Source organism: Terrabacter sp. LjRoot27, assembly GCF_964254175.1.
Taxonomy (GTDB): domain Bacteria; phylum Actinomycetota; class Actinomycetes; order Actinomycetales; family Dermatophilaceae; genus Terrabacter.
In genome coordinates this window covers 1-26,515 of record NZ_CAXUSS020000002.1, presented here as the reverse complement: position 1 = coordinate 26,515, position 26,515 = coordinate 1, and the positions used below count along the sequence as shown (strand labels likewise).

Sequence of the window (26,515 nt, the reverse complement as noted above, 5' to 3'; positions counted from 1 at the left end):
AGGCTCAGTCGCCGGCGCGCGCGAGCGCGACGGTCTTGGGCACGACGAGCCGCCAGGCGTCGATGACGATCTCGCGCATCCGGTCGACGTCGAGCGCGTCGAGCCGCACCTCGACCCAGTTGAAGCGCAGGTCGGACCGGCGCGGCATGAGGAAGACCTCGGGCTCGCTCGCGACGAGCACGTCGCGCTCCTCCTTGGGGAAGGCGAACCCCATCTGCGTCTCGTCGGCGGAGAACGCGAGCCACACGATCTTGCCGACACGGAACTTGACGCGGTCGCGGACGAGCACCTCGTACGAGCGAGGGAGCTGCTCGGCCACGTGCCGCACGTCGTCGATGGTCACGGGCACCCCTCCACCCTGCCACGCGCACCCGTGCGACACGCCGTTCGATGCCTCTGACTCCGAGGGACCGCCCCGGCCAGGCACCACGCCGGGCACCCGGCCCCGCACCCACCCGACCCCTTCCGCGGGACGCACGCGACGGCATACCCTGCCCCTGTCGCGACCTCGACGGCCCCCGGGCCGGGCGGGCTGAAACGTCGACTCCCTGACACACCGACAAGGAGACGACGTATGCCGTCCAACCCCACCCAGCCCACCGTCCCCACCGTGCCCTCCGTCCCGGAGCGCCTGCTCGCCTTCCTCGACCGCCTCGGCGCCGAGCTCGACCGTCGCGGCGACGCCGTCGCGCTGCTCGGCCTCGGCTCGGTCGGCCGCGACCTGCACCGCCTTGACGAGCACTCCGACGCGGACTTCTTCGTCGTCGTCGACGACGCGGCCACCCGCGACCGCTACATCGCCGACATCGACTGGCTCGAGGCGGCGCACCCCGTCGTGTGGTCGTTCGAGAACAGCGACCTCGGCCGCAAGGCCCTCCTCGAGGGCGACCTCTTCGCGGAGTACGCCGTCTTCGCCCTCGCCGACATGGCGACGGCCGGCTACCCGCCGGGGCGCATCCACTGGAGCCGCGCCGACGCGCCCGCCGGCCTCGAGGTGCCGAAAGCGCCTCTGCCGCAGCCGCCCTCGCTCGAGCACGAGGCGGGTGAGGCGATCACGAACCTCTACGTCGGGCTGCACCGCGACCTGCGCGGCGAGCGCCTGACGGCGACGCGCTTCATCCAGGGGTATGCCGTCGACCGCTGGGTCACGGTGCTCGGCCACCTCGGGCTGGGGCACGGCGCGCAGCAGGACGTCTTCGTCGTCGACCGCGGCGTCGAGCGGCGCTTCGGCCCGGACCTGCTGCCGCTGGCCGACCTCGTCCCGGGCTACGAGCGCAACGCGCACGCCGCGGCGACTCTCCTTCGCCTGCTCGAGGCGCACGTCGAGCTCGACCCGACGATCGTCGCGGCCGTCCGCGACCTCATCGCCCGCGCCGGCGCCGACGCTCAGTCGCGGGCGAGCTCGAGCTCGTAGACGAGCAGGGTGAGGGTGTCGATCGGTGACCAGTCGCGCTCGGGGGCGCGGGTGAAGCCGAAGCGCTCGTAGACGCGGTGGGCCGTGTGCATCATCGGCTGGGTCGACAGCACGACACGGTGTCGTCCGAGGGCCCGCGCGCGGTCGATGCACTCGCGGACGAGGGCCGTGCCGACGCCGCGGCCACGGCCCTCCGGCGCGACGGCCAGCGTGCGGAACTCGGCCTCGCCCTCGCGTGCGATGTCGGCGAACGGGCCTGGCGCCCCGACGAAGGCGACCCCGCCGAGGACCGTGCCCGCGTCGTCGACGGCGACGAGGACCTCGGCGTGCTCGGCCCGACGGCCGACGTCGCGGAGCACGGCGAGGTAGGGGTCCTCGGTGCCGTAGTCGAGCAGCCCGTCGTCGAGGTAGGCCGCGGCCGTCAGCTCGCCGAGCCGGTCGTAGTCGTCCGGGCGCACCGTCCGGATCGTGAAGCCGTCCATGGGCGCCAGTGTCGCAGCCCGCCGCCCCACGCCACCCGGACCGTCCGGCATCGGCTCCCATGCGACCGGCAGCGTGCGCCCAGCCGGTTCGCAGAAACCGCACCTACGTTCCGAGACGGCTCGAGCGAGCCGCCTCGGGGGCGACACAGGGAAGGGGCAGCATGCGCACACACACCAGGCGCGGCAGGACATTCGTGGGGGTCGGGCTCGCCTCGACGGCCCTCGCGCTCGGCACGACCTTCGCGGCCGGGTCCGCGGCGACCGCGGCCGGCACGGACAGCAGCGACATCGTCTACACCGTCCACCCGCTGACGAAGCAGTTCTCGACGGGCACGAAGCCGGGCGCGCTACCGACGCCGTCGCAGTGCGTGGCCCGGATCGGGCTGGCCTGCTACACGCCGGCCCTCATCCGCAAGGCGTACGACATCCCTGACGGCTGGACCGGCAAGGGGGAGCGCATCGTCGTCGTCGACGCATACGGCAGCCCGACGGTGCGTCAGGACCTCGACGTGTTCAGCCAGACGTTCGGCCTCCCCACGGCGGACCTCAACGTCTACTACCCGGGCGGCAAGCCACAGACGAGCACGGCCCACCAGGGCCAGCCGCTCGGCTGGGCCGGCGAGACGAGCCTCGACGTCCAGTGGGCGCACGCCATCGCGCCGGACGCGACGATCAACCTCGTCGTCGCGCCCAACAACTACGGCAACGCGCTCAACGTCGCCGTGAAGTACGCCGTCGACCACGACCTCGGCGACGTCCTGTCGATGAGCTACGGCGCCGACGAGGCCGCGATCAAGGGCAAGGGCAACAACCTCCAGCTCCAGCAGTCGCACGCGAACTTCGCGGCCGCCGCGGCCAAGGGGATCTCGCTCTTCGCCTCGTCCGGTGACGACGGCGCCTCGAACGGCGGCCCGAGGCTGGCAGCCGGCTACCCGGCATCCGACCCGCTCGTCACGGCGGTCGGCGGGACGAACCTCTTTGCGAGCGACACCGGCGCCTACCAGGGCGAGACGGTGTGGGGCGACGAGGCGTCGTGTGCCGTGCACGAGCCCTTCGGCTGCACCCTCGGCCCGATCGGCGCGACGGGCGGCGCCCCGAGCACGATCTTCCCGGCGCCCGCCTATCAGGCCGGCGTCAACGGCAACCCGATGCGCACGACGTCGGACGTGTCCTACAACGCGTCGGTCTACACGTCGGTCTTCGTCTACGAGGGCTTCAACGCCAACCCCGACGACAACGGCTTCTACTTCTACGGCGGCACGAGCTCCGGCTCGCCGCAGTGGGCCGCGATCGGCGCCCTCGCCGACCAGCAGGCCGGTCACCGTCTGGGCGCGCTCAACCCGGCGCTCTACGCGATCGGCGCAGGAGCGACGCACGCGCTCGCCTTCCACGACGTCACGTCGGGCAACAACGCGTGGCAGGGTCCCGGCCTCGACGCGAGGGCCGGCTACGACGACCCGACCGGCCTCGGCTCGCCGGACGTCTCGAACCTCGTGGGACAGCTCGTCCACTGACCGACCCGATCACGTATGCCGTGCCGTGGCCACCCAGCACCCCGCTGGGTGGCCACGGCCGCTTCCGGCGTGGGATGTCCGACTGCTGCCCGCCTGCGTCTTGCGCACTTCTTGCGGGGTTCTTGCCGGTGTGTCCGACGGTGTCTTGCACCACGACGACGAGAGTTCGCGACATGAACTCGGTGATCGTCGACGGAGCAGCCGCACTGCTTGCCGCCTGGCCGCTCGTGCTCCTCACCATCCTCGTCGGATCCCTCTTCGGCACGGCCTTCGTCCGCGCCGGCCGACCGACGGTCGTCGAGCCGCGCTGGGACGCCGCGGGTCCGGGTCGGGCCTGCCGCTCGGCCGGGCACAGCTACCTCAAGCGCGAGACCGGATGGTGCTGCTCGCAGTGCGGTGACGAGATCGGCGAGCAGATCTATGTGCCGCAGGTCGCGCGGGCGGCCGCCGGCGTCTGAGCGCACCCGCGCCAGCAGTCCGTGGCCGCACCGGCAGTCCGTGATCGCGCCGTGTCGAGTGGGTGAGCTGACGACGCGCTGGAGCGGGTAGTCATCACGCGCGGGCCGCCGGACAGGCGCACACGGGAGCAACTGCTCGCGCGCCTGTCGTTCCAGTGGGGCCCGACGGCGGCGTGGCCCGAGCCCGACGAAACGTGATGGACGAGCCGGCCTGGTCCCCCCCGCCACGCCGGGCGCGGCGGCCGAGGCGCGGTGTCGGCGCCCCCTGCTACTCTTGCATCCGCGCTCATAATATGAGCGCCCGATTCGAAGGATGTGAAATATGAGCAGTGGCGAGATTCGTCAGGCGATCGAGGTGCAGGCCGGAGTTCTCGGATCCGCTCTGCACACCGGGGTCGCCGCGTCGCTGGCTGGCGCCCTGACGCGCAACGCTGGCCTCCAGCACAGCAAGTACCCGCACCTCGTCCCCCTCACCGTGCGCGCCGAGATGCGTGAGTTCCTCGAGGCGAACCCGATCGGGGGCGACTGGAAGGTGGACGGGGACCCGCGGAAGATGGGTCAGCTCCTGCTCCAGCACCCGGAACTCAACATGGAGATGCAGTTCCTCAAGGAGCGGAGACGAACGTACCCGGGCGGTGTCCCGACCGCGGGCAAGAACAAGGAGCGCCGCCAGCGCTGGGCAAATGACCCGCTTGACCTCGCGATCCCGGGGCTCCCGACTGGCGACGCCACGGACCCCGTCCGGCTGCTGTTGCTTTGGGACTTCCTCGCTGAGGGCGGACTCGGCGAGTTCAGCCTGCGGATCGTCCACCCCCTCGAGCCTGGGGTGTACGGCAGCGCGGTTCCCTGTGACCTGATCTTGGATGTCAACGACGGCGGCGAGATCTTCAAGAGCCTCGAGTTCACCGGAGCGGCCGACGAGGAGGACCTGTTTGGCATGGTGGACGTCGCGGCCGAGGAGAACGAGAGTGGTCTCTGAGCCCCCGAGGGGCGTAGGTCAACGACTCACGGCGCTCCGCCACATCTACGGCCTGACCCAAGCGGACCTCGCGGCACGCCTCGGGGTCACCCAGTCATTCCTGTCACACATCGCCCGAGGGGCCAGGCCCCTGCCTGAGTCGCTTGTCGTCGACGCGAGCCGTGAGTTCGGCCTGCCCCTGTCGTTCTTTGCGGTCCAGCCGACGCGAGCCGACCTCGGCCCCGTGACGTTCCGAAAAAACTCGCGCGCCAGCGCCCGCGACGAAGGGCGAGTGGTTGCCCTCTACGACGAGGCCGCTCGCGTCTTCCGCGCCGTCTCGGAGGAGTCCGGCTACCGCGCTGCTGACCTACCCGACCCAGCCGACTACGAGCATGACGCCGAGTTGGTCGCTGAGGCGATGCGTGTATCCGCCGGACTCGCTTCTGAGGACCCTGTGCTCAACGCCACCCGCGCGTTGGAGCGGTTCGGAATTGGCGTCGTCGACAACCTCGACCACCTGAGCGAGGACGCGCGCGGACATACTGCGGTCTCCCGGCCTTCTCGCTACAACGGCCGCCCTCTCGTTGCGCTCGTCTCGGACGTCCCAGGCGCGATCAAGCGGCTGACAGTCCTGCACGAGGTCGGGCACCTCATCTTCGACAGAGATCTCGCCGAGCCCGTAACAGGGATTCGCAGTCTGGAAGAGAAGCGCGCATACAAGTTTGCGGGTGCATTCTTGTTGCCGGAGAAGGTTGTCCGAGCTCGCGTCTCCGAGACGCTGAACCTGCACGGCTACCTTCCAATCAAGGCCGAGTATGGAATGTCGGTCGGCGCGATCATCATGCGGGCACGCGACCTCGGCGTTATCTCCACGGACCGCGCCCGCAGTCTTCAGATTCAACTGTCCTCTCAGGGTTGGCGGACCAACGAGCCAGTGCCGGTCGCCGACGAGAAGCCCTTGTTGCTGGGGCAAGCGCTTCGCAAGGCCTACGGGAAGGGTGCCCTCGCCAAGGCCGCCCACGAACTTGGAGCCGCGCCCGAGTGGCTCAATGTCTGGACCCACACCCACGCCGAGCCTCCCACCCCTGGGCCGGGGAAGGTCATCGACATCACGGAGCGGTTCCTCGCCCGCGGGGCTTAGTAGCCCCCTCAAGGAGACCGCGCTGCCGGTCACTGCCGACGACGAGCACGCACCTCAGCGTGGCGACGACATGAAGTCCTCGTCCTGCTGGCGCAGGAGGACCACTTCGACCGTTGGGATGCCGCGAGCGAGGCGGAGCCGCAGGACTTCTTCGACGGCCACGCGGCGTTCCTCGCCGCGGTCCGGGCCGTCGGGGAGGTCCTCGCCGTCGAGCCCCTCCAGCGGCCCGAGACCGCCGTCACCCTCCGGTCGGGAGTGGCCAGCGACGCCCGTTCGTCGAGACGACAGAGCTGGTCAACGGCCTCTACATCATCGACGTGCCCTCCCGTGAGCAGGCCGTCGAGGCGGCCCGACACCTCCGCATGCCGACGGTCGAGCTCCGCCCGCTGCTTGAGGTGAACCCCGCCGCGGCCCTCAGCCCGCCAGGCAGTCAGGCAGTCAGGCGGTCGCAGCGTCAGGCGGCGAGGCGCCAGGCGAGGACGCCGAAGAGCACGCCGAGCGCGTTCGTCGCCCAGTGCATGCCGACGCTCGCGAAGAGGCTGCCGCTGCGACGGCGCAGCTCGCCGGCGAGGACACCACCGAGCGCGGTGAAGAGCACGGTGCCGCCGACGACGGCGACCTTGGCGAAGGGCCCCAGGCCCGACACGGCGGAGCCGATCGCCTCGTTGCCCGTGGCCGAGGCCATGGCCGGGAAGACGTGCCAGAGCCCGAAGAGCAGGGACGAGCCGACGACGACCTGCCACATCCGGGCGTGCCGGGAGAGGAAGCCCCAGAGCACGGAGCGGAAGGCGACCTCCTCGAGCAGGATCGTGCCGACCGGGATCATGACGAAGGCCGTGAGCAGCGCACCGGCCGGGGGCAGGTGGTAGCGCACGTCGAGGAAGGCGGTGCGGGTCGTCGGGAGCAGGATGCCGACGAGGTAGACGAGACCGACGACGGCGATGACGCCGAGGCCCCAGCGGATGCCGCGGGCGTGGGTGTGCCGGGCGAGGCCCAGCTGGTGCCAGGTGAGGCCCTGCCAGCGCGCGAAGGCCAGCAGCGTGACGGCACCGACGGGGCCGAGCCACATCGTGTCCCAGCCGAGCACGTGGTTGGCGACGTTGAGGCCGACGAGGGCGACGACGACGGCAACCGTGGCGGCCAGCCGGGCGCGCCGTCCGCGGGCGATGAGCGCCAGTCGACGCAGCCGCACCGGGTCGTGACGACGGTCGTGCCGCACGCTCCGGGAGGGCGTGACGACGCCCTCGGTGCGGGACGCGACGGCGACAACGGGACTCACGGCTGGGCTGCTCATCACGCCCATTTTCGCACGTCAACCTGTGCGAGACCTGTGCTGGCACCGTCCGTCGACCCCGCCCGCCACGCGGTTCACAGACGCCCCAACCCACCTCAAGGGCCTCCGGGGCCACGGCAGACATCCCGGGGCGTTACGGACACGACGACGTCCGCGCCGCCCTATCGTCTCCCCATGACGACATCTCCGGTGCAGGGGCCGGTGCTGGCGAGGGTGCAGCCGGACGCGTGGCGGCGCGTCCGCTACGGACTGCTCGTGGCCTGCCTCGTGCTGCTCGGGTCCGGCCTCCTGCTCGGCTCGGCCCCCTCGACCTTCGGCGACCTCCGGGCGGGTGTCATGTCCGGCGCGGTCGGCGAGGTGCACGTGTCGGGGGGACTGCCTTCGGGTGCGACGGGATACTCCACGGTGTCCCTGTCGTGGCGCGAGGGCGGCCGCAACAGGTTCGCTGAGGTCGTGGAGGTGAGTGACCCCACCGCGGCGTCACCGAGCGAGGTCGGTGCGCGCGAGGTGGTCACCGAGAACGTCGCCGAGACACTCCGCAGGCTCGGTGACGTCCACATCGTCACGGACACGTGGCGCGACCCCGGGCAGAAGCTCGCCGGGTGGCGGGTGCCCGGGTGGCTGCCCGGGGTCGGGTTCGTGCTCTGGCTCGCCACCGTCGCCCTGGCGTCCAACGGCGCGCAGCCGTGGTGGGCCACTCGCTGGGCCTGGTTCTGGGCGCTCTTCTCACCGGCCGCCGTCGTGGCCGTTCCGCTCTTTCTGCTCGTCTCGGGCCCGCCGCCGGGAGTCGCGGAGACGCGTCCGACCGGACGTCGGCTCACCGGCGGGTGGGCCTTCATCCTCATCTTCCTTACGGCCCCTGCCGCCTTGGCCGCCCTCGGCGGCCGCTGACCGGCGGCTTCAGCGGCGTCGCTCGACGAGGCCCCTGACGTACTCGGCCTGACCGAGGTGCTTGGCCGCGTCGTCGAGCACGGACACGACACGGACGCCCACCGTCACGGGCGGGTCCCAGTTGACGTCGATGACCCGCGCGTAGGAGTCGGCGTCGAAGCCCTGGAGCAGTGAGGCCGTTCGGTCGTGGACGGCACCGTGGTAGTCACCGAAGAGCCCGGGGTCGGCGACCGTGAACCGACCGACGTCCTCCGAGCTCATGCTCCAGCCGTGGGCGTCGGGCGGGTAGGGCAGGCCGAAACGGTCGACCCAGCCGTCGGCGAGCCACGCGGACTGCTCCCCGGCCAGGTGCGCCACCTGGTCGTCCTGCTGGCGAGCCAGGTGCCAGACCAGCCAGGCGACGTGGTTCGCGGCCGCGTCGGGCCGCCACAGGAGCTCCTCGACGGAGAGCCCGTCGACCACCGCCGGCACCCCGTCGCGGATGCGGCCGAAACCGTCGAGCATGAGGTCACGTGCGATGTCGGTCGTCATGTCGTCCACCTCCCCAGCATGCACCCGACGGCGACGAAGCGCTGGACGTGACCCACGGCGTCCGGCGGATCCGCTTGCGCCAGAGGCGCGCCGGACGAAACGGACGTTTCGCCGAGGATGTATCTGGACGCCTTGTCCGGTCTCTGAACCCCCGCGCCCACCACACGCAACGACGCCGGGCGCCCCGACCCAGGAGACCAGCACATGACGACCATCCTCACCCCCACCGCCCGACGGGCCACGAGCCTCGCCGGACTCTGCGACGGTGCGGTCCACCTCCCCGGCGACCCCGGCTACGACGCGGCACGCATGCCGTGGAACGTCGCGCTCGACCAGCGCCCGGCTGCCGTCGCCCTGCCCCGCACCGTCTCTGACGTCCAGGCGGTCGTCCGCGCGGCCGGGGCGGCCGGTCTGCGCGTCGCTCCCCAGAGCACCGGCCACAACGCCGGACCGCTCGTCGGACGGGGCCTCGACGACGTCGTCCTCGTCCGCACCGAGCGGATGCGCGGCGTCAGCATCGACGCGACCCGCCGGATCGCCCGGGTCGAGGGCGGCGCGCTCTGGATCGACGCGACCGAGCCCGCGGCCGACCACCGGCTCGCGGCCCTGCACGGCAGCTCGCCCGACGTCGGCATCGCCGGCTACAGCCTCGGGGGCGGCATCGGCTGGTACGCCCGCAAGCTCGGCCTCGCCTCCAACAGCCTCACGGCCGTCGAGCTCGTCACCGCCGACGGCGAGCACGTGCGCGCCGACGCGACGCAGAACGTCGAGCTCTTCTGGGCGCTGCGAGGTGGCGGCGGCAACTTCGGCGTCGTCACGGCGCTCGAGTTCCGCCTCTACCCGATCGAGACGGCGTATGCCGGCATGCTCGTCTGGGACCGCGACCAGGCCGAGCGCGTGCTGCGTCGCTGGGCCGACTGGGCGCCCGAGGCGCCCGACGCCGTGACGACGTCGTTCCGCTTCCTCGACGTCCCGCCGCTGCCGGCGATCCCGGAGCCGCTGCGCGGCCGGTCGCTCGTCGTCATCGACGGCGCCGTGCTCGGCTGCGACGCCGAGGCCCGCTCGATCCTCGGGATGCTGCGCGGCCTCGGACCCGAGATCGACACCTTCGACCGAGTGCCGGCCCGGTCCCTGACCCGGCTGCACATGGACCCGGAGGGCCCGACGCCCGCCGTCTCGGACGGCACGCTCATCGGTGAGCTCGGTGACGCGACCATCGACACGCTCCTCGAGCAGGTCGGCCCGGGCTCGACGTCGTCACTGCTGTCGACCGAGCTGCGCCAGCTCGGCGGCGCCCTCGGCCGTGCGTCCGAGGGCCACGGTGCCCTCGCGACGATCGACGCGGCATACGCCGTCTTCGCCGTCGCCATCGCGGCGACGCCGGAGCTGGCGATGCAGGGGCAGCTCGACGCCCACGCGCTCACCGGCTCTCTCGAGCCGTGGTCGACGGGCCGCAGCTACCTCAACTTCGCCGAGAACGAGGTCGACGCCCGCACGGGCTACACCGAGTCGGCGTGGCTGCAGCTCAAGGGGATCCGGTCGGCCTACGACCCGGACGACCGCTTCGTCGCCAACCACCGCGTCCCCCGTCTCTTCGAGGACGGTGCGGTCACGACGTGATGCTGCGTTCGAGGTGATCGCGTGGGCCACGTGCCCACGTGATCACCTCGACTGGAGTCAGAGGGTCACGACGACGAACGCCTCCACCGGCTCGTCCTTGCCCTTGAGCTCGAGGGCACCGAGCGGCTCGGTGGTCGCGCCGGGGAGCAGCGCCAGGGTGTCGGCGGTGACCGCGACGCGTCCGACCGGCGCCTGGCCCTCGATCCGGGAGGCGACGTTGACGGCATCTCCGATGACGGTGTGGGTGCGACCGCCCTCGCTGCCGAGCACGCTGACGAGCACCTCGCCGCTGTTGATCCCGACCCGGAAGCGGGGCCAGCCGGGGTGCTGGTCGGCGATGCGCGCCGTCTCGACCTGGAGGTCCAGCCCCGCCTGCGCGGCGCGGCGGGCGTGGTCGGGTTGGTCGCCGAGGCGGTTGAAGGTCGCCATGATCGCGTCGCCGATGAGTCGGTCGATCGTGCCCCCGTGCCGCTTGACGACAGCCGGGATCGCAACGGTGAAGTAGGCGTTGAGCATGTCGGTGACCTCGGTCGGGTCGTGGCCCTCGGAGAAGGTCGTGAAGCCCTTGAGGTCGGCGAAGAGGATCGACATCTCGCGGCGTCCGGCGAGGGTGTCTGCGGTGTAGAGGGCGGCGTAGCGCTCCTCGTGCCACGACTGCTGCGCGCCCCACGCGACGAGGACGAAGGCCGCGAGCATGAGCAGGTGCCAGCCCCACCACGAGTAGTGCCAGTTCGGGGCGAGCACGATGGCGACCATCGCCTCGGCGAGCAGCACCATCGCCGAGGCCATCGCCGCGGGGAGCAGCCCGCCGCGCCGCCACCACAGCCGTACGTAGGTCACCGCCGCCACCCCGAAGAGGACGACCGACACGACGGCCACGGCGACCATCGCCGGCGAGTCCCGCCCGAGGCCCGGCCCGACGTCGAAGGGCGGCAGCCGCAGCAGGGAGGCCGCGCCCCAGGCGACCATGGTGACGAGCAGCGCGACGCGCAGCATCCTCGCGCGCTGCATCTCGGCGGCCGCCCGGGCGGCGTCGACCTCGCGCACCGACGCGACGGCGAACAGCGAGCCGATCGCGATGCCGACGGGGGTGGAGATGTTGAACCCGGCCGAGGCGGTCTCGAGCAGCATGTGCGGGGTCGCCAGGGCGTGCAGCCCGAGGAACCCCGAGGCGGACAGGAAGGCGAGCGAGACGTACATGACGCGCACGTCGCCCCGTCGCACCGCCGCGGCCCCCGTGCCGTATGCCGTCAGGGCGCTGAGCAGGGCCGCGCCGAGGACGATCCAGAAGTGTGTCGGGTCGTGCTGCCACTGCAGGTCGAGCTGCTCGGAGAGCCGGAGCACGGCGAGGCCGACCAGCGGCAGCGTCAGCGCGACGGCACCCACGGCGGCGCGCCGCCGCGCACCGGGGCGCACCGGCGCCGGCCGGGTCCGGGCGTCCTGCGCCGGGGTCACGGCCGCGTCGTCAGCCATCGGGGCCGGCCTTCGCCTTCGCCTCCCTCGACCGCGACGCCGCCTCGGTGAGGGAGAGGTACTGGTGGACCTCCGACACGACGACCGACCCCTCGCCGACGGCCGACGCGACGCGTTTGACCGACCCGGCGCGCACGTCCCCTACGGCGAAGAGTCCCGGCACCGAGGTCTCGTGGGCGCACGGGGGCCGCTCGAGGGTCCAGGTGCCGGCCTCGCGGACGTCGGCTCCCGTGAGCAGGAAACCCCACGGGTCGCGGGCGACGCCCTCGGGCAGCCATGACGTGTGGGGCTGCGCGCCGATCATGACGAAGAGGCCGTCCGCCGGGATCGAGCGCCGCTCGCCGGTCGTGCGGTCCGCGACGACGACCTCGGACAGCCACCCGTCGCCGCTCCCGTCGACGACGTCGGCGTTCGGGACGACGGTGATCGTCGACGACGCCTCGATCTCGTCGATGAGGTAGCGCGACATGGTCGCCGAGAGGTCGGGGGTGCGGATGACGACGGTCACGTCCGCGGCATACCGCTGCAGGTGCAGGGCCGCCTGGCCGGCCGAGTTGCCGCCACCCACGATGACCGTGTGCGCGCCGGCGAGCCCGTGGGCCTCGGAGACGTTGGCGCCGTAGTAGACGCCCGACCCGCTCAGCGCCTCGAGCGACGGCACCCCGAGGCGCCGGTAGGCCACCCCGGTGGCGAGCAGCACCGCCCGCGCCCGCACCTCACCGACGTCCGAGACCGAGGCCACGAACCACGAGGACCCGTCGTCCCCGGTGGACCGGTCGATCGCGGTGACGCGCCTCGTCAGGACGAAGCGCGCACCGAAGACCCACGCCTGCTGGAAGCCGCGTTGCGCGAGCTCGGCGCCGGAGACCCCCCGCGAGAAGCCGAGGTAGTTGCGGATCAGCGAGCTCGTGCCGGCCTGCCCGCCGAGCGCCTGCTCCTCGACGCAGAGGACCGACAGCCCCTCGGAGGAGCCGTAGACCGCTGCCGCGAGACCGGCCGGTCCGGCGCCGACGACGAGCAGGTCGACGTCGCGCACCTCCTCGCGCGCCCCGTCACCCCCGTCACCCCTGTCACCCCCGTCAGCCCCGTCACCACTGTCGCCCCGAGGCACCGTGAGGTCGGTCCCGATGCCCCAGGCCCGGCAGATCTCGACGTCGGTCGGGTCGAGCAGGACCTGCCCGCCGAGCGCCGCGAACCAGACGACGAGCGGACCCTCCGTGTCGTCCGGCCGCGGGGCCTCGATCGACCGGAGCAGGTCCACTGCCTCGGCCGAGCCGCGGTCGAGGTAGGCGTGCGGGATCCCGTTGCGGGTCAGGAGGGTCCGGACCGTGTGGCCGCGGGGGTCGCGAGCGGCTCCGACGACGACCACCTCGCGTCGGCGGTTCGCGACCGTCCGGGACCAGACCTGGACGAACTCCGAGACGGTGCGGCAGAAGAGCTCGTCGGGCGAGGTCCACGGCGCGAGGACGTAGTAGTCGATGTCGCCGAGCGACATGCCCCGCAGGATCGCCTCGGCCGTGCGCCTGTCTGCCCACGCGCCCCACGGCACGAGGAACGCCCTCGCGGCGTCAGGGTGCAGGGTGCGCACCGACCGCAGCAGCTCGGCACCACCGACGCCGGGGAGCCACGGGTCGGCGAGGACGAGGGCGACGGGATCGCCACGCTCGACAGCGAGCTCGAGGTGCTGCAGGGCGACGGCGCTGTCGGACTCGCCGCGCACCCGGAAGTCCGCGCCGAAGCGCCGGGCCAGCTCGGCCTCGGTCCGGGCGAGCGCGTCGAGGTCGTGGTCGACGACGAGCAGGAGAGGACGGGTCATGGGAACCCCTCGTGCAGTGGATGGGCAGGACGACGTGCGACCACCCCTCCTCTCGACGGTAGGACGGTCGACCGGCGTGCGGGTCCCGAACGGACGATCTGGTCGGCCCTCGGCCAAGATGGGGCCATGGCACCACTGGGAGCACCCACCGCGTACGACGTCGACCGGATCCGTTGGCACTTCCCCGCGCTCCACGAGGGCGCCGCGCACTTCGACGGGCCCGGCGGGTCACAGGTGCCTGACACCGTCGCGACGGCGGTCGTCGAGACGCTGACCTCGGCCATCTCGAACCGCGGCACCGTGACGCCGGCCGAGCGCCGGGCCGACCGCATCGTCGTCGAGGCCCGCGCGGCGATGGGCGACCTGCTCGCGGTCGACCCGGGCGGCATCGTCTTCGGCCGGTCGGCCACCGAGCTGACCTTCCACCTCGCGCGCACGCTCTCGTCGGACTGGGGTCCGGGCGACGAGGTCGTCGTCAGCCGCCTCGACCACGACGCCAACATCCGACCGTGGGTGCTCGCTGCCGAGGCTCGCGGTGCGACGGTGCGTTGCGCCGAGTTCGACCAGGGCACAGGTGAGCTCGCCCCGGAGGCCGTCGCCGCGGTCGTCGGCGAGCGCACGCGGCTCGTCGCCGTGACCGCCGCGTCCAACCTCATCGGCACACGTCCGGACCTCCCTGCCATCGCCGGGATCGCCCACGCGGCAGGCGCGCTGCTCTGGGTCGACGGCGTCCACGCGACCGCGCACGTGCTCACCGACGTGCCGGCGAGCGGCGCCGACTTCTGGGTCTGCTCGCCCTACAAGTTCCTCGGCCCGCACCACGGCGTCCTCGCCGCCGCGCCCGCACTGCTCGAGACGCTGCACCCCGCCAAGCTGCTGCCCTCGTCCGACGCCGTGCCCGAGCGGTTCGAGCTCGGCACCCTGCCCTACGAGCTGCTCGCCGGCACGACCGCCGCCGTCGACTTCCTCGCCGACCTCGCCCTCACCGACCCCTCGCGGCCCCGCCGCGACCGCCTCGTCGCGTCCTTCGCCGCGCTCGAGGCGCACGAGGACGCCCTCCTCGCCGCGCTGGAGGCCCGGCTGCGCGCGATCCCCGGGCTCACGGCATACAGCAACGCGCAGCGCCGGACCCCGACCCTGCTCGTCACCGTGGAGGGCCACGACCCGCAGGACCTGCGGGTGGCCCTCGCCGAGCGGGGCGTCAACGCCCCGGCCGGCCACTTCTACGCGTGGGAGGCCAGCCACGCGCTCGGGCTCGGCGCCACCGGTGGGCTGCGGATGGGACTCGCGCCCTACACGAACGCCGACGACGTCGACCGGCTCGCGACCGGCCTCGAGGAGATCTGCGCGGTGGCCCGGTGAGCCGCCCCGTGCCGCTGCCGGCCGGTCCGGGCCAGGAGTCGGTCTGGGACTACCCGCGCCCGCCGGCCGTCGACCCGAGCGGGGAGCTCGTCGAGGTGCACCTCGGCGGCGAGGTCGTGGCGCGCACCCGAGCGTCGCTCCGGGTGCTCGAGACGAGCCACCCGCCCACCTACTACCTCCCGCTCGACGCCTTCGTCGACGGGGCGCTCGTCCCCGTCCCGGGGAGCTCCGTGTGCGAGTGGAAGGGACAGGCCGCCTACTTCGACGTCGTCGGCGGCGGGCGTCGGGCGGCCCGGGCCGCGTGGACCTACCCCGACCCCGTGCCGACGTATGCCGTCCTGGCCGGTCACGTCGCCGTCATGCCCGGTCTCGTCGACGCGTGCTTCGTCGACGGTGAGCGGGTGCGGCCGCAGGACGGCGGCTTCTACGGCGGGTGGATCACCGACCGCGTCGTCGGTCCCTTCAAGGGCGGCCCCGGCTCCTGGGGCTGGTGACGGCAGACCTCACCCTGTGAGGGGGAGGAACGCGGGGGCGCAGAGCGGCAGGGTGGGTCTCGTGGGGGCTGCTCGTCCGCAGACGCACGCACGCTCCGACGACACAGCCTCGACCACCGTCGGTTGGCCGGCCGGCCAGCGGCGTCACGCAAAGGAGCACGAGATGGCTGCCTTCACGGTTTGGAAGTTCGACAACCTCGACGGCGCCGCGCACGCCGAGTCCGTCCTCGAGGACTGTCAGGCGGAGGGTTTCCTCAAGGTCGTCGACCACGCTGTCGTCACCTGGCCCGAGGGCGACGAGCATCCCAGCATGAGCCACGGGAACGACGAGAAGTGGCGTGGCACGGGCTGGGGCGCGCTCTGGGGAGTGCTCGTCGGAGCGCTCTTCTTCGTCCCGGTCGTCGGGGGCGTCGTCGGCGCGGCCATCGGGGCCATCAGCAAGATGACGGAGGACGCCGGCATCACCAAGGAGCAGCTGGAGACGATCCGCACCGAGCTGACCCCGGGCACGTCGGCGCTCTTCGTCGTCACCGAGCAGGGCGACCTCGACCGCGTCGGCGAGCGCCTCCGCGGGATCCACAGCAAGCTCGTCGCCACCAACCTCACGGACGGCGAGCGCCAGATCCTGCTGGAGACCTTCGGCGGCCGCTGAGCCCGCTGAGCCCGCTGAGCCCCGGTCGGGGGTTCAGCGCGGCAGCGGCACGATCCGCGCCTCGACGAGCGCCCCGTCGCGCACGTCGAGCGTGGCGACGGTCCCGGCCGGCTGGCGCCGCCGGTCGGTCGGCGAGCCCGGGTTGAGGATGCGCACGCCGTCGCCGGTCTCGTCGAGGGGGATGTGCGAGTGCCCGAAGACGACGAGGTCGGCGGTGGGGAAGCGCCGCCGCATCCGGGCGGTGCGGCCCTGGCGCTGCCCGCTGTCGTGGATCATCCCGACGCGCAGCCCCTCCAGCTCGACCTCGAGCGTCTCGGGGGCGCCCCAGTCGGCGACCTCGGGCACGTCGTTGTTGCCCATGACGACGTGCACGGGCGCGAAGGTCGCCAGCAGGTCGAGGACGTCGGGGGTGCAGACGTCACCGGCGTGGAGGATGACGTCGGCCGCCTCGAGGTGCGGGAGGAGTGCCGGCGGGCAGGCCTTCCAGTGGCGGGGCGCGTGGGTGTCGGAGACGACGAGGACCTTCATGCCCGACTCCCGGTCACGCAGTTCGCGTCGGCGTCGGGCGCTCCTGGGCGGCGGGGGCGGTGGGCCACTCCGGCAGAAGCGGCTCGATCGCCTCCAGCTGGTCGCGCGTGACGAACGACGGGTTGGCCATGAACGGTTGGCGCTGCACCTCCAGGCCGCCGATTCCGGCCGCCCGGAGCTCCGCGTCCTCGACCGGTTCGTCGAGCAGCCGGACCTCGATCTCGACCCGCACCCGCACGGCTGCGGCGTCCGACGCGCTGCGCCAGAGTCCCTGCGACGACTCGACCCACGGCTCGACCTCCGACACCGTGTGCCCGAGTCCCCACACCCCTCGGTGCAGCCCGTCACGCCCGTCGCCGGACACCCAGAAGAGCACCCGGTCACCGGGCGCGACGAGCCGGGTGCGGTAGCTCGGGTGCACCGCCCAGGAGGTGAGGCGCCGCTCACCCGTGTCGAGCAGTGCTCGCAGGTCCCAGAGCGACGGGTTGCACTTGAGCACCCACGCCCCGAGACGCTCCCGCTCAACGGCCCGCCCGGTGCTCGCCTCTGCTGCCATGGCGGTCACCTACCCGCGGACGCGCTCCAGGACCTCGAGGACCGTGGCCTCGACGAGCTGCACCTTGTAGCCGGTCTCGGGGAGCGGGCTCGCCCCCTCGGTCGCCCGTCGAGCCGCCGCGGCGACCGTGTCGTCGTCGAGGGTCGACCCGGTCAGCAGCTCCTCGACGGCACCGAGGCGCAACGGGACCGGCGCCACCCCGCCGATCGCGAGGCCGCACGACGTGACGGTCCCGTCGTCGTCGCGCACGACGCGGACGACGGCCTCGACGAGCGGCCACTCGGCCTCGAAGCGGCTGATCGAGCGGAAGTAGGCCGCCCGCTCGCCCGCCACCGGAGGCGGCAGCGTCACGCGGGTCAGCACCTCGTCGTCGGCGAGGAGGTGGTCACGGCTCGGGTCGGACCCGTCGCCGAGCACCTCGCCCACCCCGAGACCGTCACGCTGCGTCGTGTCGACCGTGGCGGCATACGTCATGAGGGCCATCGCGAGCGACGACGGGTGCGGGTGGACGCACGGCGCGGTGTCGAAGGCGACGCCGTAGAGGTGACGCCCGCCCCGCGCGGGGCAGCCGTCGCCGCCCGACTTGAAGCACGACGTGTGCGGGTGGCGGAAGTACCAGCAGCGGGTGCGCTGGAGCAGGTTGCCGCCGATCGTCGCGGTCGCGCGCACCTGGGGCGTGGCCAGTCCCGCGGCGGTGAGCGCGAGCGCCGGGTAGTCGACGGCCAGGTCGCGCGCGACGGTGGCGACGGTGACGCCGGCGCCGAGGGTCGTGCCGGCGTCGGTGCGCTCGAGGGCGGCGAAGCCGGGCACCCCCGTCAGGTCGAGGACGTGCGGCGTGGCGCCCGTCGTGCGCAGCCGCTCCTGCAGGTCGGTGCCGCCGGCGCGATAGACGAGATCGCCTGCGCCGTCGGGTCGCTCGTCGTATGCCGTGAGGATCGTGACACTCATCGCGTGACCTCCGTGCGGAGTCCCTCGAGCAGCCGGTCGGGTCGCACGGGGAGCGTCAGCGGACGCCAGCCCGTCGCGTTGAAGATCGCGTTGCCGACCGAGGCCGCCGGGCTGATCGTGGCCACCTCGCCGAGGCCGACCCCGCCGCCGGGCACGCGGTCCCAGCCCTCCTCGTGGAAGTGGATGTCGATCTCGGGAGTGTCGCCGAGCTGGGGGATGCGGTAGTCCTCGAGGTTGGCGGTCAGGGTGAGGCCCGTGTGCGGGTCGAGCACCTGGTTCTCGTAGAGCGCGAGCCCGATGCCCTGGATGACCGAGCCCTCGCACTGGCTGCGGGCCAGGACCGGGGCGTGGATGCGGCCGACGGCGATGCCCCCGTGCACGCGGAGCACCCGGGTCTTCCCGGTGCGGGTGTCGACCTCGACCTCGCTGACGTGGAGGGCGGCCGAGAAGCCGCGGCCGACCTGGATGCCGCCCATCGTGAAGGGGACGGCGCGCAGGCCGCGGTCGCCGCCGCGCTTCGCCGCCGCGGAGACCCCGTCGGGAGCGCCGGCGAGGTCGGTGCCGATGCGGCCGCGAAGGGCCGTGGCCGCCTCGACGGCCGTCGACCAGAGGGAGACCGTCGTGCGGCTGCCGCCGGAGGCAGGGCCGTGGGTGGCCCCGCTGTGCGCGTGCCCGAGACGGACCTCGACCGACGTGGCATCGACGCCGAAGACCCCGGCGACGGCCCGGGCGAGGACGGTGCGGCTGCCGGTGCCCATGTCCTGGACCGCGGTGGCCGCGACGAGCCGGCCGGCCTCGACGGAGACGACGACCTCGCAGTCGGGGTCGACGAAGTACATCCAGTTGGCCGCCGCCACACCCACCCCGCGGCGGTAGCGGCCGGTCCGGCTGCCCGTCGCAGGACGCTCCCGCCACGTCGGCAGCGCCGACGCCCAGCGGTAGAGGGCCTGGCGCTTGGCGTTGCCGTCCCACTGCGCGCGCAGCTCGACGGGGTCACGGCCGAGGCGGTGGGCGGTCTCGTCGACGGTCTGCTCGAGCGCCCACGCGACCGTCGGGCCGCCGGGACCGCGGAAGGGGGCTCCCGGCGGAGCGTTCGTCACGACGTCGACGTCGCGACCCAGGCGCGGGGTGCGGTCGTAGAGGAGCATCGAGAGCGCCGCGACGCTGTTGCCGACGGCGACGCCCGCGTGGCTGTCGGTGTCGACGGTGAGGGCCCGGATCGCGTGGGAGTCGTCGTCGACGAGGAGCGAGACGCGCGAGCGGCTGCCGGGACGGTTGCCCGTGCCGGTCAGCTCCTCGTGCCGGTCGAGGACGAGGCGCACCGGCCGGCGGGTGAGGCGGCTCAGGGAGATCGCGCCGATCGCCTCCATCGTCAGTCCGAGCTTGGCGCCGAACCCGCCGCCGACGTGCTCGGCCTTCACCTCGACCTGGGTCGGGTCGAGGTCGAAGTGGTCGGCGATCTCGAGGCGCATGGCCTCGACGGCCTGGGTGCTGAGCCACACCCGGAGGTGCTGCGGGTCGCTCCAGTCGGCGAGGCAGGCGTGCGGCTCGAAGGCCGTGTGCAGCTGGACCGCCGTGTGGAACTCGAGCTCGACGAGACCGCGGCGGCCCTCGGAGCGGGCCGACCGGATGCGGCGCTTGGCGACGGTGCCGAGGTAGGGGGTGCGTGACGGGCCGTGGCTGTTGCCGTCCCACGGGGCAGGCATCGCGCTGCCCTCGCCCGCGGTGGGCGCCTCCTTGCGGTCGGCGCGCGTCGCGTAGACGAGCGGCGCTCCGGGCCGCACGGCTGCCTCGGGGTCGATGACGAAGGGCTGGGCCGTGACGTCGAGGTCGAGCGCCCGCGCGATGCGCCGGGCCTCCGCGGCCGTGTCGGCGGCCACGACGGCGACGGGCTGCCCGGCCCACCGGACCCGGCGGTCCTCGGACAGGACGTCGATCCCGGCGACCCCGTCGGGGAAGGTGACCGGGCCGACGAGCCCGGCCGCCACGTCGGATCGCCGGATCGCGGCGTGCAGCATGCCGGGCAGGACGACGTCGGTCGTGTAGACCGCCGCTCCGGTGACCTTGGCGGGCGCGTCGACGCGCTCGACGCCGCCGGCCCCTCCGTCGTGCTCGCCCCGGCACGCGGCGGCCACGGCGCGGTAGATGCCCTCGTAGGAGCCGCACCGGCACAGGTGGCCCGCCAGCGCCTCGGCGATCACCTCGCGGCTCGGACCGTCGGTCCCGTCGGCGGCGTGCTCGGCGCGCCACCGGTCGTGGAAGGCGACGGCGTCGACGACGAACCCCGGCGTGCAGTAACCGCACTGGAGCCCGTCGTGGTGGGCGAAGGCGCGCTGCACCGGGTGGAGGTCGTCGCCGTCGGCGAGGCCCTCGACGGTCGTGACGCTCGCGTCGCGCAGGCGGGTCGCGGGGGTCAGGCAGCCGAGCACCGGCTCGCCGTCGACGAGCATCGTGCACGCGCCGCACACCCCGCTCCCGCAGACGAGCTTGGTGCCGGTCAGCCCGAGGCCGTCGCGCACGACGTCCACCGCGGACTCCGTGCCCGCGACGTCGAGCACCCGCGCCTCGTCGTTGACCGTGGTGGTGAGCTCCATGAGGCCTCCTGCGGCTGCGTCTCTCGACGAGACGGTGCGCCATGACGCTACCTCCGGACCGGCCCGGGCGCGATGATGGTGTCGAGGGCTCGTGGACGCGGCCGGCGGACGGTGCGGCGCCCCGGCCCCACGGTGACGAGGAGACACGGTCATGCGCATCGCGGTGCTGGGCACGGGCGGGATCGGCGGCTACTTCGGCGGACGGCTGGCGGCGTCCGGCCACGACGTCGCGTTCGTCGCGCGAGGCCCCCACCTCGAGGCGATCCGCGAGCACGGCCTCGTCGTGACGAGCGTCGCCGGCAACTTCACGGTCGAGCCCGCGCACGTCACCGACGACGTCGCCTCCATCGGGGTCGTCGACGTGGTGCTGCTCGCCGTCAAGACGTGGCAGCTGCCTCCCGTCCTCGAGTCGCTGCCCTCCCTCGTGGGCCCCGGGACGTCCGTCGTCACGACCCAGAACGGCGTCGAGGCCCCCGACCAGGTCGCGGCCGTCGTCGGCCGCGACGCCGTGCTGCCCGGCATCGCCAAGATCTTCGCCTTCATCGACGGCCCCGGCCGCATCACGCACGCCGGTGGCCCGGCCTCGCTGGCCTTCGACGAGTGGTCGGCCGGTCCGGGCAGCGCGTCCGACCGGGTCACGCGACTGCGCGAGGCCGTGACCGCCTCCGGCGCCGTCTCGCCCGTGCCCGACGACATCTGGGCCGAGCTGTGGTCGAAGATGCTCTTCGTCGTGCCCTTCGGCGGCCTCGGCGCCGCCCTCGACGCGACGATCGGCGAGCTCCGCTCGGCGCCGCCCCGGCGCGCCCTCCTGCAGGACGCGATGCGGGAGGTGGAGACGCTCGCCCGGGCCCGCGGCATACGCCTGCCCCAGCGGGTCGTCGAGGGCACGATGGCCTTCGTCGACGACCAGCCGTCCGACGCGACGACCTCGCTCCAGCGCGACCTGCTCGAGGGCCGGCCGTCGGAGCTCGACGCGTGGACCGGCGCCGTGGTGCGCCTCGCCGGCGAGTCCGGCGTGGACGTCCCGCTGCACCGGATGCTCCTCGAGGTGCTCACGTCACGCCACCCCGGGGCGCTGCTCGGCTGACCGCGTGACCGGGCCGATGGCGTACGCCCGCGGCGGGCGCGGGCACCCGCGTGACCGTCAGAGGTCGGGCCGGCACACCCCGCGACCGAGGATCGCGAGCCCACGCCGGTCGCCGTCCTCGGGGCCGGCACCCGTGCCGCCCGTCAGCGACATCAGCTGGGACCCGTCGGAGACGTGGTTGAGCCCGAGGACGTGACCGATCTCGTGCTCGACGACGGCCCGGGCGGAGTCCCGGCGACCCGCGGCGAGCAGGTCGTCCATCGCCTTGGCGTCGAGCCAGACGGAGCCGGTGACGTAGACGAGGGCACCGTCGCTCGCCGCGCGCGGCGTGCTGCCGCCGAGACCGACGGTGCCACCCGCGAGGCGCGGGATCTGCTCGGGCGTCGCGAAGGCGACGTAGACGGGGGCCCAGCGGTCGCCGTAGCGGTCGGGCTGGTACGGGTCGCGCTCGGGCGTCGGCGCCTCGTCGGTCAGGCCGTCGTCGACGAAGCGCAGCCCGCTCGCCTCCGACATCGTCGCCACGGCCTCGCGCACGAGCGCGTCGCCGCCGGGCGGCAGGCCGACCGTGCTCGTCGTGAAGTGGATCGGACGGCACGGGTCGTAGGCGACCGGGTCGGTGCCGTTGGCCTGCATCCGCATGAACGTGTAGCCGCCGTGGCCGCCGGGCATCGACGGCGGGTCGCCGAGCGGGGCCTGGGCCGCGCCGATGCCGGCCGGCGGCGAGTCGATCCCGATGCCGTGCCGCGCGTCGAACGGCCGGACCTGCCACAGCCACAGCGGGAGCACCACGGCCAGGACGGCGAGGACGACGGCGCCGAGCCACGCGGGCCGGCGTCCGCGGGACGCGCTCGCGCCGGTGGCTCGGTGCCGACCGGGTGCGCGGACGAGGGACCCCTGACGCATGTCATGCATGGTGCCGTGAACCGTCCGTCCTGTCGCCCCGAGAGCGTTCGGGAGCCTGCGCTCGTGCGCGACTCCTCTAGCCGTACCCAGCGGGACGCTGCCTCGGGCACCCACAACGGCGTCGGCTAGGTTCTGCGTCCGTGGAGTGGTTCGAGGCAGTGCGCGACCGGGTCGTCCCGGCGACGGGTGACGTCGCCCTGGCGGCGCCCCGGCTGCTCGTGGTCCTCGCCGTCGCGCTCGTGCTCGTCGCGGTCGAGCCGCTCTGGCGGGTCGTGCGTCTCGCCGTCACCCTCGTGCACGAGCTCGGCCACGCCGTCGTCGGCGTCCTCGTCGGCCGGCAGTTCACCGGCTTCGTGCTCCGCGGCGACATGTCCGGCCACGCCGTGACCCGCGGACCGGTGCGCGGCCCCGGTCGCGTCGCGTCCACGTGGGCCGGCTACCCGATGCCGGCGCTGCTCGGTGCCGCGATGGTGTGGGCGGCCGAGCGCGGCTGGGCGGCGCCCGTCATCACGGCCGGTCTGGCCGTCCTGCTCTTCGCCCTCGTCCGGGTCCGGTCCGGGCTCACCGTCGTCGTCATGGTCGTCGCCATCGCCGGCTCGGCGGCCCTGTGGTGGTGGCGCGACGACGCCCTCCAGACGCAGGTCCTCGTCGGTCTCGGGGTCGTGCTCGTCGTCGGCGCGTGGCGCCACCTCGTGGCCGTGCTGCAGGACCGCAGCTCCGGCAGCGACCCCGGCGTCCTCGCCTCGCTGACGCACCTGCCGCGCGTCGTCTGGAACCTCTCGTTCGTCGTCGTGTGCGCTCTCGCGACGTGGGTCGTCGTGGCCGAGGTCGTCGCCACGCTCCGCTGACCGGCAACCGCCCGCCGCGGTGCCGGTGATCGACGCGCCCGGGAATGGGTAAGCGGTGCTCGGGTGGAGCCAGGGGGAGCCACTCGCCACCACACCTCGGGGGATGCCGCATCCGGTGCACGGATGACCGCGGCACCAGCCCGGCGGCATACCGGGGGAGCACAGGTATGCCGTCGGGCTGAGTCCCGCGCCGACCGCGCGGGTCGTGGTCAGTTGAGGCTGAAGGGCGGGAGCGGCGCGCGGCCGACCGCGCCCAGCGCGGAGGCGAACTCCCGCTCGCGGCGCACGAGCTGGAGGCCGAGGCGCAGGCGGGACTCGGTGTCGCTGCTCGCGAGGACGCGCTGGCGGTCGGCCACGTCGAGGCTCACGGTGTCCGGGACGGCATACGCCAGTGACCGGTCGTCGGCGGGCAGGTCCGGCTCGGCCCCGGTGGCCGCGGCGAAGGCGGTGAGCTCGGCACGCAGCCGCGCCGCGAGCAGGGTGATGGTGCCGGCGTCGCCGTCGGGCTCGGTCAGCCAGGTGACGCGGGCCGTCGTGTAAGGCGTGTCGGCCGACTCGTCGATCGCGTCGAGACGGAAGCGGTCGGTGCCCTCCGAGACGACGAGGAAGCGCTCGCCCTCGAGGGCGGCGGCCTGGACGAGGAGGGCGCCGCAGCCGACGGGGTGGAGGGCGCGCACGCCGTCCTCACCGACCTCGAAGCCCTCGCGGATCGCGACGACCCCGAAGACCGGCAGGCGCTCGTCCTGACCGTCGAGCAGGTCCTTGAGCAGCTGGACGTAGCGCGGCTCGAAGATCTGCAGCGGCAGCCGCCCACCGGGCATGAGCACGGTGCCGAGCGGGAAGAGCGGCAGGGTCGCCATGGAGCCAGCCTAGGTCGGAACGGGGACCGTGACAGGAGGGCTGTCGAGCCCTGTGCCGCGCGCGGAGGTCCGGGACGGCCCGAGGGGCAGCCCGTGGGACGGGCTCAGGGACGGCTCAGTCGCGGACCCCGGACGGCATCGCCTGCGTGGCGCCGAGCTCCTCTGCCGTCACGGCGGGACCCGAGCCGGTGCGCTGACCCGGGTCGCGGACCTCGCCGTGGAGCTCCTCGACCTCGTCGAGCATCTCGGCGGGCGAGCCGTTGATCGCCGTCGCGAGACCGAGGGCGAGACCGCGCAGCTCCTGGTCGCCCAGGCCGAGGCGGACCGCGACGGCGGCGGCATTGGCCGGACGCTTCTCGGGGTCCTTCTCGAGGCACTCGGCGATGAGGTCGCGCAGGTCCTCGGGGATGTCGTCGGGCAGCGGCGGTGGCGGCTCGTTGACGTGGCTGAGGGCCGTGGCGATGGGGGTGCCGCGGTCGAAGGGACGCTTGCCGACGAGCATCTCGTGGCCGACGACGCCGAGGGCGTAGAGGTCGCTCGCGCCGGTCGCCGCGTGGCCCAGCGCCTGCTCGGGGCTGATGTAGTTGGGCGTGCCGAGCATCTCCCCGTGCTGGGTGTGACCGGACGCGTCGAGGGCGCGGGCGATGCCGAAGTCGGTCAGCTTCACGAGGCCGTCCTCGCGGACCATGATGTTGGCCGGCTTGATGTCGCGGTGCACGACGCGCGCCTCGTGGGCGACGCCGAGCGCGAGCGCTGCCTGGCCCATGATCGAGCGGACCTCGCTCGGATCGAGCGGGCCGCGCTGGTTGAGCACGGCCGAGAGCGGCTCGCCGGAGACGAGCTCCATGACGAGGAACGCGAGGCCCTGGTCCTCGCCGTAGTCGAAGACCGTCGCGATGTTCGTGTGGAGCAGCGCGGCCGAGTGCACGGCCTCGTCGCGGAAGCGGAGCGCGAAGAGCCGCTCGTGGTCGGCGTCGGGACGCATGACCTTGACGGCGACCTCGCGCCGCAGCACCGAGTCGGTGCCGGCCCAGACGTCGGCCATCCCGCCGGAGGCGATGCGGCTCTCCAGCTGGTAGCGGTCGCCGAGCACGAACCCTTCCTGCAGGCGGTTCATGTCAGGCACACCTCGGTCTCCGGGGACTGAAGGTGCACGTCAGATGACATCTCAAGGGGCCTTCGTCAGCGGTCATGGTACGGGACCCGGCGATGATTGAAACATTCACGGGCTTGGTCTCTGCTGAACCGTCCCCCGGTCCACGGCTCCCGCCTACATACCCCGGTCGCCGAGACCTCGAACGGCGAGGTGGCACCTCTTTTCGGCACCCCGCGGGACGGCGACCGGCGGCATACGCAGGTCGTATGCCGCCGGGCCGGGTGAGGTTCTGACGTGCCGTCGCGAGGTCGTCGGGAAGGCCTCAGGCCGCGCGCCGCCGGTTCGTCGAGGCGATGACGAGGCCGCCGGCGACGACGACCGCGGCCGCGACGCCGAGGCCGATCGCGGGCAGGTCGGACGGCTCGGGCGACGGCAGCACGATCCGGCGCGTCACCGGTGCGACGACGTCGGGCGTGCCCCGCTCGGCCGCGCTGGCCGAGCCCGCGCCGGAGCCCGAGGACGTCGACGACGAGGTCCCGCAGGACGCGACGGTGCCGCCGCCGACGTACACGCAGGTCTGCGGGGCGGACGGTGCCACACCGGGGACCGGGTCGGGCAGCTCGACGGACAGGGCCGGTCCGGCGAGGGCCAGGCAGAAGAGGGCCGAGGTGCCGAGCGCCGCTGCCGAGCGACGACCGAGTCGAGTGGTCGGGGAGGTGGAGGACTGACTGGACATGTGGCGCTCCTTTCACGTGGAGAGTCGACCCCGCACGGCCGCGCCATGGACCGCGATCACTCCCGGGGGCGCCGGGCCTCCCGGGATTCCGTCGGGCCGTGACTGGAGCTGATCGAGCTGGGTGACAGGCAGACGCTCGAGGTGACCGCCAGATACGGATTCACCTGGTGCTGCTTCGAGTTCTTCGCGCGAGGTGAGAGCCGTCGCCTCCGCTTCGCTCCGGCTCCTCCCACATCGCGTGCGCGAGGGGGGAACCGTC

At 73.3% G+C, this 26,515-nt stretch carries 26 protein-coding genes; 12 read left to right on the top strand and 14 right to left on the bottom strand.

Annotated features, from left to right (window positions below):
* Nucleotides 1-4: 4 nt before the first annotated feature.
* Complete coding sequence (locus tag ACSQ2D_RS20820) at nt 5-343, bottom strand: MmcQ/YjbR family DNA-binding protein (protein WP_435987907.1); 339 nt, start codon at nt 341-343, stop codon at nt 5-7.
* Between the two features lie 231 nt (nt 344-574).
* Between ACSQ2D_RS20820 and ACSQ2D_RS20815 the strand changes: the two genes are divergently transcribed.
* The gene (locus ACSQ2D_RS20815; RefSeq protein WP_435987906.1) at nt 575-1,414 is read left to right on the top strand and encodes a hypothetical protein; all 840 of its coding nucleotides are present in this window, start codon (nt 575-577) and stop codon (nt 1,412-1,414) included.
* On the opposite strand, the gene ACSQ2D_RS20810 is transcribed toward ACSQ2D_RS20815, so the two are convergent.
* Nucleotides 1,387-1,896 carry a GNAT family N-acetyltransferase gene (locus tag ACSQ2D_RS20810; protein WP_435987905.1) on the bottom strand — a complete coding sequence of 170 codons (510 nt, stop codon included), beginning with the start codon at nt 1,894-1,896 and terminating at the stop codon, nt 1,387-1,389. The genes ACSQ2D_RS20815 and ACSQ2D_RS20810 overlap by 28 nt on opposite strands.
* A gap of 161 nt (nt 1,897-2,057) precedes the next feature.
* On the opposite strand from ACSQ2D_RS20810, the gene ACSQ2D_RS20805 reads away from it, so the two are divergent.
* The 4 genes from ACSQ2D_RS20805 (at nt 2,058) to ACSQ2D_RS20790 (ending at nt 5,967) form a co-directional block, all read left to right on the top strand.
* Entirely contained in the window at nt 2,058-3,410 is a 1,353-nt protein-coding gene (locus ACSQ2D_RS20805; protein ID WP_435987904.1) for a S53 family peptidase, read from the top strand.
* Between the two features lie 173 nt (nt 3,411-3,583).
* Complete coding sequence (locus tag ACSQ2D_RS20800; RefSeq protein WP_435987903.1) at nt 3,584-3,868, top strand: hypothetical protein; 285 nt, start codon at nt 3,584-3,586, stop codon at nt 3,866-3,868.
* A 322-nt stretch (nt 3,869-4,190) separates the two neighbouring features.
* Nucleotides 4,191-4,847, top strand: a complete 657-nt coding sequence (locus tag ACSQ2D_RS20795) for a hypothetical protein (protein WP_435987902.1) — start codon at nt 4,191-4,193, stop codon at nt 4,845-4,847.
* Entirely contained in the window at nt 4,837-5,967 is a 1,131-nt protein-coding gene (locus ACSQ2D_RS20790; protein ID WP_435987901.1) for a helix-turn-helix domain-containing protein, read from the top strand. The genes ACSQ2D_RS20795 and ACSQ2D_RS20790 overlap by 11 nt, the downstream gene beginning before the upstream one ends.
* A gap of 454 nt (nt 5,968-6,421) precedes the next feature.
* Here the strand turns inward: ACSQ2D_RS20790 and ACSQ2D_RS20785 are convergent, their stop codons facing one another.
* On the bottom strand, nt 6,422-7,261 hold the full coding sequence (locus ACSQ2D_RS20785; protein ID WP_435987900.1) for a CPBP family intramembrane glutamic endopeptidase: 840 nt from the start codon (nt 7,259-7,261) through the stop codon (nt 6,422-6,424).
* Nucleotides 7,262-7,435: 174 nt separating this feature from the next.
* On the opposite strand from ACSQ2D_RS20785, the gene ACSQ2D_RS20780 reads away from it, so the two are divergent.
* The gene (locus ACSQ2D_RS20780; protein WP_435987899.1) at nt 7,436-8,152 is read left to right on the top strand and encodes a hypothetical protein; all 717 of its coding nucleotides are present in this window, start codon (nt 7,436-7,438) and stop codon (nt 8,150-8,152) included.
* Nucleotides 8,153-8,161: 9 nt separating this feature from the next.
* Here ACSQ2D_RS20780 and ACSQ2D_RS20775 read toward each other — a convergent pair whose 3' ends face one another.
* The gene (locus ACSQ2D_RS20775; RefSeq protein WP_435987898.1) at nt 8,162-8,683 is read right to left on the bottom strand and encodes a mycothiol transferase; all 522 of its coding nucleotides are present in this window, start codon (nt 8,681-8,683) and stop codon (nt 8,162-8,164) included.
* A 204-nt stretch (nt 8,684-8,887) separates the two neighbouring features.
* Here ACSQ2D_RS20775 and ACSQ2D_RS20770 point away from each other — a divergent pair, with 204 nt between their 5' ends.
* Nucleotides 8,888-10,303, top strand: coding sequence for an FAD-binding oxidoreductase (locus ACSQ2D_RS20770; RefSeq protein WP_435987897.1), 1,416 nt, complete (start codon nt 8,888-8,890; stop codon nt 10,301-10,303).
* Between the two features lie 57 nt (nt 10,304-10,360).
* On the opposite strand, the gene ACSQ2D_RS20765 is transcribed toward ACSQ2D_RS20770, so the two are convergent.
* Together ACSQ2D_RS20765 and ACSQ2D_RS20760 are read right to left on the bottom strand one after the other, a co-directional pair.
* Nucleotides 10,361-11,776, bottom strand: a complete 1,416-nt coding sequence (locus tag ACSQ2D_RS20765) for an adenylate/guanylate cyclase domain-containing protein (RefSeq protein WP_435987896.1) — start codon at nt 11,774-11,776, stop codon at nt 10,361-10,363.
* Nucleotides 11,769-13,592 (bottom strand): FAD-dependent oxidoreductase, encoded by a 1,824-nt coding sequence (locus tag ACSQ2D_RS20760; RefSeq protein WP_435987895.1) that lies wholly within the window; start codon nt 13,590-13,592, stop codon nt 11,769-11,771. The genes ACSQ2D_RS20765 and ACSQ2D_RS20760 overlap by 8 nt, the downstream gene beginning before the upstream one ends.
* A 126-nt stretch (nt 13,593-13,718) precedes the next feature.
* Between ACSQ2D_RS20760 and ACSQ2D_RS20755 the strand changes: the two genes are divergently transcribed.
* The 3 genes from ACSQ2D_RS20755 (at nt 13,719) to ACSQ2D_RS20745 (ending at nt 16,100) form a co-directional block, all read left to right on the top strand.
* Nucleotides 13,719-14,954, top strand: a complete 1,236-nt coding sequence (locus tag ACSQ2D_RS20755) for a cysteine desulfurase-like protein (protein ID WP_435987894.1) — start codon at nt 13,719-13,721, stop codon at nt 14,952-14,954.
* The gene (locus tag ACSQ2D_RS20750; RefSeq protein WP_435987893.1) at nt 14,951-15,448 is read left to right on the top strand and encodes a DUF427 domain-containing protein; all 498 of its coding nucleotides are present in this window, start codon (nt 14,951-14,953) and stop codon (nt 15,446-15,448) included. The genes ACSQ2D_RS20755 and ACSQ2D_RS20750 overlap by 4 nt, the downstream gene beginning before the upstream one ends.
* Before the next feature lie 163 nt (nt 15,449-15,611).
* Nucleotides 15,612-16,100: a DUF1269 domain-containing protein gene (locus tag ACSQ2D_RS20745; protein WP_435987892.1), complete on the top strand. Its 489-nt coding sequence runs from the start codon at nt 15,612-15,614 to the stop codon at nt 16,098-16,100.
* A gap of 33 nt (nt 16,101-16,133) precedes the next feature.
* Here the strand turns inward: ACSQ2D_RS20745 and ACSQ2D_RS20740 are convergent, their stop codons facing one another.
* From ACSQ2D_RS20740 to ACSQ2D_RS20725, 4 genes are read right to left on the bottom strand one after another with little or no spacing between them, the layout of a single operon-like run.
* A complete protein-coding gene (locus ACSQ2D_RS20740; RefSeq protein ID WP_435987891.1) occupies nt 16,134-16,628 on the bottom strand; it encodes a metallophosphoesterase family protein in 495 nt (164 codons plus the stop codon).
* 13 nt (nt 16,629-16,641) lie between these two features.
* Nucleotides 16,642-17,184 (bottom strand): EVE domain-containing protein, encoded by a 543-nt coding sequence (locus tag ACSQ2D_RS20735; RefSeq protein ID WP_435987890.1) that lies wholly within the window; start codon nt 17,182-17,184, stop codon nt 16,642-16,644.
* 9 nt (nt 17,185-17,193) lie between these two features.
* Complete coding sequence (locus ACSQ2D_RS20730) at nt 17,194-18,132, bottom strand: FAD binding domain-containing protein (RefSeq protein ID WP_435987889.1); 939 nt, start codon at nt 18,130-18,132, stop codon at nt 17,194-17,196.
* Entirely contained in the window at nt 18,129-20,726 is a 2,598-nt protein-coding gene (locus tag ACSQ2D_RS20725; protein WP_435987888.1) for a molybdopterin-dependent oxidoreductase, read from the bottom strand. The genes ACSQ2D_RS20730 and ACSQ2D_RS20725 overlap by 4 nt, the downstream gene beginning before the upstream one ends.
* Nucleotides 20,727-20,877: 151 nt before the next feature.
* Here ACSQ2D_RS20725 and ACSQ2D_RS20720 point away from each other — a divergent pair, with 151 nt between their 5' ends.
* Nucleotides 20,878-21,813, top strand: coding sequence for a 2-dehydropantoate 2-reductase (locus ACSQ2D_RS20720; RefSeq protein ID WP_435987887.1), 936 nt, complete (start codon nt 20,878-20,880; stop codon nt 21,811-21,813).
* A 57-nt stretch (nt 21,814-21,870) separates the two neighbouring features.
* Here the strand turns inward: ACSQ2D_RS20720 and ACSQ2D_RS20715 are convergent, their stop codons facing one another.
* The gene (locus ACSQ2D_RS20715; RefSeq protein ID WP_435987886.1) at nt 21,871-22,716 is read right to left on the bottom strand and encodes a hypothetical protein; all 846 of its coding nucleotides are present in this window, start codon (nt 22,714-22,716) and stop codon (nt 21,871-21,873) included.
* Nucleotides 22,717-22,856: 140 nt separating this feature from the next.
* On the opposite strand from ACSQ2D_RS20715, the gene ACSQ2D_RS20710 reads away from it, so the two are divergent.
* On the top strand, nt 22,857-23,564 hold the full coding sequence (locus tag ACSQ2D_RS20710; protein ID WP_435987885.1) for a M50 family metallopeptidase: 708 nt from the start codon (nt 22,857-22,859) through the stop codon (nt 23,562-23,564).
* A 209-nt stretch (nt 23,565-23,773) separates the two neighbouring features.
* Here the strand turns inward: ACSQ2D_RS20710 and ACSQ2D_RS20705 are convergent, their stop codons facing one another.
* The 3 genes from ACSQ2D_RS20705 to ACSQ2D_RS20695 all read right to left on the bottom strand — a co-directional run bounded on the left by ACSQ2D_RS20705 (nt 23,774) and on the right by ACSQ2D_RS20695 (nt 26,256).
* A complete protein-coding gene (locus tag ACSQ2D_RS20705) occupies nt 23,774-24,424 on the bottom strand; it encodes an LON peptidase substrate-binding domain-containing protein (protein WP_435987884.1) in 651 nt (216 codons plus the stop codon).
* Nucleotides 24,425-24,539: 115 nt separating this feature from the next.
* Nucleotides 24,540-25,541, bottom strand: coding sequence for a serine/threonine-protein kinase (locus ACSQ2D_RS20700; RefSeq protein ID WP_435987883.1), 1,002 nt, complete (start codon nt 25,539-25,541; stop codon nt 24,540-24,542).
* Between the two features lie 301 nt (nt 25,542-25,842).
* The gene (locus ACSQ2D_RS20695) at nt 25,843-26,256 is read right to left on the bottom strand and encodes a hypothetical protein (protein WP_435987882.1); all 414 of its coding nucleotides are present in this window, start codon (nt 26,254-26,256) and stop codon (nt 25,843-25,845) included.
* Nucleotides 26,257-26,515: the final 259 nt, after the last annotated feature.